The following is an 8,488-nucleotide window of genomic DNA, read 5'->3' as shown; positions in this document are numbered from 1 at the left end:
GCGACCAAGAACGGCGCGATCGCGGCCGAGGCCGTTATCGTTTTCGATGCTGAGCTGGCGCGCGATATCGCATTTCGCCGCAAGCGGGCGGGGCATCTTCTTTCGAAGATGCGCTTTCTGTCTACGCAACTGGATGCTTATCTCGAAGACGGTTTGTGGTTGCGGCTGGCGGCTCATGCCAACGACATGGCGGCACGCCTCGGTGCAGGCCTGGCCGCAACGCCGGGCGCGACCCTGCATATCGAGCCGCAGGCGAATGAAATATTCGTCAGATTGCCAACCGCCACCATCGCGCGCCTCAGGAAGGGCGAAGCGCGGTTTCATCCCTGGCCAATGCCGGGCGACGATGCAGGGGCCCGGACTATTCGACTTGTGACCTCGTTCCAGTCGCTACCATCCGAAATCGACACATTCCTTGAGCTGGCGAGCGGTTGAGGCTGCCCCTTTCAAGGTTTCCTTAACGCTCCCCAGCTACTTTTATCCTGAGGCCGCGAGCCGGTCCGGCAAGCGTGGGTGGAGCCATGGGATTTCCCGAAGACGAGGCGACAGGCGACTACGCGACCATGATTGCGCAAGCGGAGGCTGCGGTCGAAGCTCTGCGCGACACCTATCGCGAACAGCTCGTCAACGATGTCGCCGAGCTGGAGAAAGTCTGGGCCCGCTTTGAAGGCGGTGCGCCGACCGAAGAAGCTCTCACCGAATTGCACAGCATTGCCCACAACATCAAAGGGCAGGGCGGATCGTTCGGCTACGATCTCGTCACGACAATCGGTGCTTCCTTTTGTGATTATTTGCGCGGTGGTTCGCGCGTTTCTCCGGACGAACGCAATATCGTCCACATGCATATCCGTATGCTGAAGACGGTTTCGGAGAACAATATTTCCGGTGACGGCGGCGAAACCGGCCGGCGCATTGCCGAAAAACTCAGTGCCCTGACAGGTCGAAGCGCGACCTAACCGGCCATCCGTTCCAGCTCGTTCAGCATGTTCGCCAGGGGATCTTCGATATTCGACGATGCCTGCGGTGCGGCCGTGGCTTGTGTCATATCCCCATCGGGCAGCGCATGCGTACGACGTTGCGTCGTGCGCTCCATTTCCGCCACCAGCAGATCGATCTTGAAGGGTTTCGACACAAACCCGTCCATGCCGGCTGCCATGTAGGCCTCGCGATGGCCGTCCATGGCATGTGCGGTCACGGCGACGATCGGAATATCGTGCCAAGGCTCGTCAAAGCTGCGGATGACCTTCGTTGCCTGGATGCCATCCATCAGCGGCATCTGAATATCCATCAGGACAATATCGAAGCTGTCCTCGCGCAACCTGCGAATGGCTTCCACGCCGTTCTCCGCGATCGTCAGATCGTGTCCGAGGCGTTCCATAACGGCCATCATCAGCTTCTGATTGACGGGCTGGTCCTCCGCGAGCAACACCTTCAGATGGCGCGGTTCATCGGGGGCAGGCGCCGGGGGCTGGGGCTGGGGCTGGTGCTGTATCGCTGCCGTTGCCGCCTCTTCGGCGATGCGAACCGGCAGGCGCACGCGGAATGCGCTGCCTTCACCTTCCCTGCTTTCCACGGAAATGGTGCCGTCCATCAGAGTCGCAAGCTCACGTGCGATGGCGAGACCGAGCCCGGTGCCGCCATAGGTGCGGGAGGTCGATGAGTCGGCTTGTTGGAAGCGCGTGAACAGGCGCGGCAGGATAGCCTCCGGGATGCCGATGCCGGTGTCGCGAACCGTAAAGAGCAGCTCCATCGCATCGGCCTCGCGATCCGGGATCGCATCGACGGTTACGTCGATGCGGCCGGCCGGCGTGAACTTGATTGCGTTGCCGATCAGGTTGAACAGAATCTGGCGCAGTCTTGTGGCATCTCCGACGATGCTGATCGGCACGTTGTCGCTTATTTCGACGTTCAGCGTCAGGTGTTTTTCCTCGGCGTTTGGTCGCATGACCTCGACAACCGTTTCGACGATTTCGCGCGGTTCCACGGCCGTGTGTTCCAGGGTCATCCGACCGGCCTCAAGCTTCGACAAGTCGAGGATGTCATTGAGAATCGTGAGCAGACATTCGCCCGACTCGCGGATCATTTCGACCCGTTCGCGCTGCGTCGATGGCATCTCGCCGGACAGCAAAAGATCTGCCAGGCCGATGACGCCGTTCATCGGTGTTCTCAACTCATGACTCATCGTGGCGAGGAATGCCGACTTGGCGCGATTGGCGTTTTCGGCCGCTTCCTTGGCGTCCGAGAGGTCCTGTGCGGTGCGCGCCAGATTGGCGCGCTCCCGGTCGAGTTGCTCATAGGTGACCTGGAGATCGAGTACGCGATCCTGCAGCTCCTGGCGGCTGCGTTTCAGCGCGATCTCGGTTTCCTTCGCTGCGGTGATGTCGTTTTCGATGACAATGAAATTGCGGATCTCGCCAAGGGGGTCGCGGATCGGGCGCACTTCGATGGCAGCCCAGTATTGTTCGCCATCGCGTTTCAGGCAGATCGTTTCGACGTTGCGTGCTTCGCCGTTGGCGACGCTTTCGGCAAGGACCGTCGGGGCACCGACGCCGGCATGTTCGCTCAGAATTTCGCGCGGTGTCCGGCCCTCGATGTCCTGCTGCGAGAAGCCGGTCATGGCGGCATAGCCGGCATTGATCCAGACGATGCGACCCTCCTTGTCTGCAATCAGGACGCCGGCATCGGTGCCGTTGGCGACCAGCGCAAGTCGCTCGTTCTCGCCGCGGCTCGATTGCAGGTGTCCGAACACACGCGCGAAGAGCTGTGCGAGGTCGCCGAGTTCGTTCTTCGGCATCCCGGACGGTGGATCGAAACGACCGGTAATGCTGCTGGCGCGCACGGCGTTGGCCAGCCGCGCAATCGGGCCGACAACGGCGCGATGCAGCAGCACGGAGAGTGCGATGGCGACGATGATGGCTGTCATTGCACGCCGCAAGGCGGCGGCCGTGACCGAGGCGGCAAGTTCCGCTCTGGATGGCCGCAGGTCGACGACCGTGACGGTGGCCAGGCCCTCGTCGGGCAACGCCGCGATATGCGCCCAGCTATCGATGCCGTTGGCGCTTGTTTCGAAGCCGGCGGCGATGCCTTCGGCAAAGCTTCGGCGTATCATGTCGCCTATAAGCGGGTCTGCGAGAAAAGAATTCGTGTCCTCGATCCGCGCGGCGCCGTGACCGGCTATCGGACGACCGGCCGGGTCGACCAGATAAACTGCAAGCAGGTCGGATTGCCAGCGCGTTTCGCGCGCGACGGCCTGGCTCGCTTCGGCAATACCGAAATCGTCGTCGAGGATCGAACGCATCGCCAGATGGTCGCTGACCGAAGCGGCGCGCTGCGCCACATGGTCGAACATCATGTTGCGGAGATTGCGATAGTCGAGGGCCGATTGCACCACGCAGATCAGGGTCAGCAGCGCGAACATTTTCAACGCGAGGTCGCGCGCCGTCGGCCCGATCAACGAGCGAAGCGTGTCGCCTCCGATGTTGGGATAGATGCGGTTGCCCATGTCCCCGTCGGTGTTCCTGCCGGTCGAAAGGGCGTTCGGGTCCCTTCGTCCACGAGCCACATGGCCCCTCTTCCGCACCCGTCGGATACGGTGAAACAGTCATAACAGGGGGTGAGTTAAGACGGCCCTAAAACAGCGGCCGATTCAGCATCGGAACTGGCCGATTTTTACGTTCATTTTCAATAGCTTACTGACTCAGTCCGCGGCATGTCGGACAGGACGGCCGGCGATTGCCCGGGCATTGAGAAAAGCCCCGAGTTCGGTCACCGAAGTGCGCGCTTCGGGAAGCTGCGGGAATGCCTGAAATACATGGGGCAGACCCGGCCAGACGCGCAGTTCGACGTTGACGCCGGCCGCCAACGCTTTCTCGGCGACGCGGCGGGAATCGTCGAGCAGGATTTCGTTGGCACCAACATGGATCAATAGCGGCGGCAGGTGCTCGAAATTGCCATAAAGCGGCGAGGCCAGCGGCTCGGTCGGCGATGTGCCTTGCAAATAGTGCCGGGCGGCCGTCAGCGTGGCCTGGAGGCTCAACATCGGGTCGAGCTTGCCATGCGTGATGTGCGACAAGCCGGACATGGCAAGATCGGTCCATGGAGAGAGCAGGGCCGCGCCGGCGGGCAAGGGCTCGCCCGCGTCGCGCAGTTTCATCAGCAGCGCCAGTGTCAGGCCGCCGCCGGCCGAGTCGCCCGCAATTGTCAGCCGCGACGGGTCGGCGCCCTCGGCCAGCAGCCATTTGTACGCGGCATAGGCATCTTCGACGGCCGCCGGGAAGGGATGTTCCGGTGCCAGCCGATAATCGAGCAGCAGCGCCCTCGCTTTCGCCGCGCCGGCAAGCCGCGCCACCAGCCCGCGATGCGTGTCGGGCCCGCATATCGCATAGCCGCCGCCATGCAGATAGAGAAGCGTATTGCCTGCCTCCTCCGCCGACGGATGAATCCACTCGGCCGGAATTCCGGCCACCGTCAATTTTTCGACATGGACGCCTTCCGACACGCCGCCGAAGCGCTGTGCAAGTTTCGTTGTTCGGGCGCGGATCGCGCGCGGATCGGCATTGGGATTGAAGCGGCTCTTGACGAGGAGACGCAGCATCTTGTCGGTCAGGCGGGCTTGAATACTGGCCATGGCTTGTGTCCCCGGTGGTGATATCCATGCGGCGAAAGGTGATCCAGCACCGCTGCTGCAATTTTGTCATACTCTATCTCTATGTCCATCGTCGGCGTGCCGTCAGTCGCGCGCCGATCTCCCGGGAGCCAGGTCCATGTCGATCCGCAATCTCGACCGCATGTTCGCGCCGCGCTCGGTTGCCCTTGTCGGCGCCAGCGCCCGGGAGGGGTCGGTTGGGCATGTTCTCCTGAGCAATCTCGTTGGTGCGGGCCTTGAAGGGCCGGTCTGGGCCGTCAACCCGCGCGGTGGACAGATTGGCGCTGTCGAGCTTCACCGCGATGTCGCCAGCCTGCCGCAGGCGCCAGACCTTGCTGTGATCGCGACGCCGCCGCAAACGGTGCCGGGCCTCATTGCTGAGCTCGGTGCGCGCGGTACGAAAGCGGCGGTGGTCATCACCGCCGGTTTCGGTGAATTGGGCGAAGAGGGCAGGGAGCTTCAACGGCAGATGCTCGATGCGGCGCGGCCGCACCTGCTGCGCATCGCGGGCCCGAATTGCCTCGGCCTGATGGCGCCCGGCAAAGGGCTCAATGCCTCTTTCGGCCATGTGCAGCCACTGAAGGGCAACGTGGCTTTTGTCTCGCAATCGGGCGCCGTCGTCACCGCCGTACTCGACTGGGCGACCAGCCGGGGTATCGGCTTTTCCTCGATTGCATCGCTTGGCGGCATGTCGGATGTCGACTTCGGCGACATGCTCGACTATCTCGCCGCCGATCCGCAGACGAAAAGCATCCTGCTTTACATTGAATCCATTACCGACGCGCGCAAGTTCATGTCGGCAGGCCGGCAAGCGTCGCGTTTGAAGCCCGTCATCGTCATCAAGTCGGGGCGCCACGAAGCGGGTGCGAAAGCCGCAGCCTCTCATACCGGCGCGCTGGCGGGTTCGGACGCCGTCTATCAGGCCGCGTTCCGGCGCGCCGGCATGCTGCGCGAACTCGGCATCGAGGATCTTTTCGAGGCCGTCGAGACACTGTCGACCCGATCCGAACGCCGTCCGATCCTCGGCGATCGCCTGGGCATCCTGACCAATGGCGGCGGCGTTGGTGTCCTCGCCACCGACTTCGTCATCGATCAGGGCGGGCGTCTCGCCGAGATATCCGCGGAGACCGTAGCTACGCTCGACAAGGTGTTGCCGCGCACATGGAGCCGCGCCAATCCCGTCGACATTATCGGCGATGCCGGCGCCGAGCGCTATGCGCATGCAATGGAGGCGCTTCTCGAAGACCCGGGTACGGACGCGCTGCTGGTGATGAATTGTCCGACCGCGGTCGTCAATAATCTTTCGGCCGCGGAAGCCGTCATCGAAGCTGCAGAGGCGAGCAGCAAGCCCGTCTTCACCAACTGGCTCGGCGACAAGGGTGCGCAGGCGGCACGCGAAGCCTTCATGGCGCACAAGATACCGACCTACGACACGCCGACGGGCGCCGTGCGCGCTTTCATGCTGCATGTCCGGCACAACCGAAACCAGCGCCTGCTGCTGGAAATTCCGCCGGCGGGACCGGCGATGCCGCGGCACGATCTCGACACGGCGCGCAAGCTTGTCGAGACGGCGCTTGCCGCAGGGCGCGAATGGCTGAGCGAGGTGGAGGCAAAATCGCTACTCGCCGCCTACGGCATTCCCGTGGTCGAGACACGGATTGCCGGTTCGGCGTCGGAGGCCGCGCGGATTGCCGATGAACTCGGCTATCCGGCGGCGCTCAAGATTCTTTCGCCCGACATCACGCACAAGTCCGATGTTGGCGGTGTGGCGCTGGCGCTTGAGGACGCCGCGGCCGTCGAGGAAGCGGCCTCGCGTATGCTGGCCCGCGTGACGCATTCATGTCCCGGTGCCGAGATCGAGGGCTTCACCGTGCAGCGCATGGCGACGAAGCGCGACGCATTTGAACTCATTCTCGGGCTTGTCGACGATGCGACTTTCGGCCCGGTCCTTCTTTTTGGACAGGGCGGTACGGCCGTCGAGGTGGTGCGCGACAAGGCGATGGCGCTGCCGCCGCTCAACAAGGTGCTTGCCGACGACCTCATTTCGCGCACCCGCGTTTCACGTCTGCTTGAAGGCTATCGCGGTCGCCCGGCGGCCGATCGCAACGCGATCGCCGGCGCGCTAATGGCGCTCGGCGATATTGCCGCCGACCATCCGGAAATTGCCGAACTTGACATCAATCCGCTCTGGGCCGATCACGACGGCGTCATCGCGCTCGATGCGCGGGTTCGCGTTCAACCGGCCAAGGGTCGAGGGACGTCACGCTTCGCGATCCGGCCTTACCCCGCGTCGCTCGAAGGCGTGCTTGCCGATCGCGAAGGCGGAGTCTTTCCCCTGCGCCCGGTACGTCCGGAAGATGCTGCGCTGATCGACGATCTGCTCGTGCATACGAATCCGGAGGATTTGCGGCTGCGTTTTCTTTCGCCGCTGAAGCGTTTGCCGCGTCAGCTCGCCGCGCGGCTGACGCAGATTGACTATGACCGCGAAATGGCCTTCGTCGTTTTCACCGATGAAACCCATGCACATCTTGCGGCGGTTGGGCGGCTCTCCGAGGATCCCAACAGGGAGCGTGCAGAATATGCAATTCTCGTGCGCAGCGACATGCAGGGGCACGGTCTCGGTTATTCATTGATGTTGAAGCTCATCGACTATGCGCGAGGGCGTGGCATCGGCGAGATATTTGGTCATGTGCTGCGCGAGAATCGCGGCATGCTCGACATGTGCGACGATCTCGGTTTCAAGCGCCATCCCATCGACGGCGACCCGAGCCTTGTCGAGACGCGATTATCCTTGAAGGACTGAATAAAAAAGGGACGTCCCTGCAGGGACGTCCCTCCTGTTTTTACGGGCGGCCCGACCTTCAGTCGGCGGCCGTCGCCAGGTTGCCCTCGATCGTTTTCCGGTCGGCGGCAGCGGCCGAAATCTCGATGCGGCGCGGTTTCAATTCCTCGGGCACACGGCGCACGAGGTCGACATGCAGCAAGCCGTTTTCGAGACGGGCACCCCTCACTTCCACATGATCGGCGAGCTGGAAGCGGCGCTCGAAGCTACGGCCGGCGATACCCTGATAGAGATAGTTCGCTTCTTCGGGCTCGGTGCGCTTGCCGGCGATGGTGAGCACGTTCTGCTTCACCTCGATCGCAAGGTCGCTCTCGGCAAAGCCCGCCACAGCCATGCTGATGCGGTAGTCGTGTTCGCCGGTGCGCTCGATATTGTAGGGGGGATAGCTCGGCTGGCTGGCTTCGCGGGTCACCGAATCGAGTAGCGACTGGAGCTGATCGAAGCCGACGGTTGAGCGGTAAAGCGGGGAAAAATCGTAGCTGCGCATGGGTACATCCTCATTCAAGCGATGTTGTCGATTAGGAAAATGCCTCGCCACCGCCATCATGGCCGATGACCATTTTCCTTCTGCCGGACCCGCGACACGCGGCGCCCGGCATATTTTATCTGGGAATTTCACATGCGGCCGTCAAGACGGGTATAAAGGTCGCGGTTCGTGGGCGGTTTCTAGGGGAGGCGACGATGCGGAAGGGGCTGTTTGCCGGGATTTTCCTGGGCCTGACGTTGCTGGCCGGTCCGGCTGCTGCCGAAGAGCCCGGCGTCATCCAGCTTGGTGCCGCCGTCTCGCTTACGGGTAAATATTCCTCGAATGGCGCCTTCACCCGGAAGGGCTACGACCTTGCCGTGAAGCGCATCAACGAGGCCGGCGGCGTCACCGTCGCCGGCAAGCCCTATCTCCTCAAGGTCGTTTATTACGACGACGAGTCGACGCCCGCCCGCGGAGCGCAGCTTGTCGAGCGGCTGATCCAGCAGGACAAGATTCAATATGTGCTCGGGCCCTA

The 8,488-nt window shown here is 62.7% G+C and carries 6 protein-coding genes and 1 pseudogene; 4 read left to right on the top strand and 3 right to left on the bottom strand.

Annotated features, from left to right (window positions below; translation table 11 throughout):
• Both WEB61_RS01080 and WEB61_RS01075 read left to right on the top strand, forming a co-directional pair.
• Nucleotides 1-435 (top strand): annotated as a pseudogene (locus tag WEB61_RS01080) (low specificity L-threonine aldolase); the annotation flags it as partial.
• Between the two features lie 86 nt (nt 436-521).
• Nucleotides 522-956 (top strand): Hpt domain-containing protein, encoded by a 435-nt coding sequence (locus tag WEB61_RS01075; protein ID WP_368062479.1) that lies wholly within the window; start codon nt 522-524, stop codon nt 954-956.
• On the opposite strand, the gene WEB61_RS01070 is transcribed toward WEB61_RS01075, so the two are convergent.
• A complete protein-coding gene (locus WEB61_RS01070; RefSeq protein WP_368062478.1) occupies nt 953-3,502 on the bottom strand; it encodes an ATP-binding protein in 2,550 nt (849 codons plus the stop codon). The two genes, WEB61_RS01075 and WEB61_RS01070, sit on opposite strands and share 4 nt — an antisense overlap.
• A 195-nt stretch (nt 3,503-3,697) precedes the next feature.
• Nucleotides 3,698-4,627 (bottom strand): alpha/beta hydrolase, encoded by a 930-nt coding sequence (locus WEB61_RS01065; RefSeq protein ID WP_368062477.1) that lies wholly within the window; start codon nt 4,625-4,627, stop codon nt 3,698-3,700.
• A gap of 136 nt (nt 4,628-4,763) precedes the next feature.
• On the opposite strand from WEB61_RS01065, the gene WEB61_RS01060 reads away from it, so the two are divergent.
• On the top strand, nt 4,764-7,448 hold the full coding sequence (locus WEB61_RS01060; protein WP_368062476.1) for a GNAT family N-acetyltransferase: 2,685 nt from the start codon (nt 4,764-4,766) through the stop codon (nt 7,446-7,448).
• Between the two features lie 58 nt (nt 7,449-7,506).
• Here the strand turns inward: WEB61_RS01060 and WEB61_RS01055 are convergent, their stop codons facing one another.
• Entirely contained in the window at nt 7,507-7,974 is a 468-nt protein-coding gene (locus WEB61_RS01055; RefSeq protein WP_368062475.1) for an Hsp20 family protein, read from the bottom strand.
• 194 nt (nt 7,975-8,168) lie between these two features.
• Between WEB61_RS01055 and WEB61_RS01050 the strand changes: the two genes are divergently transcribed.
• The coding region (locus WEB61_RS01050; protein WP_368062474.1) for an ABC transporter substrate-binding protein at nt 8,169-8,488 on the top strand (320 nt) is incomplete at its 3' end.

Source organism: Parvibaculum sp., assembly GCF_040882025.1.
Lineage (GTDB): Bacteria > Pseudomonadota > Alphaproteobacteria > Parvibaculales > Parvibaculaceae > Parvibaculum.
The sequence above is the reverse complement of the archived record's forward strand: the minus strand, read 5'-3'. Positions and strand labels throughout refer to the sequence as shown.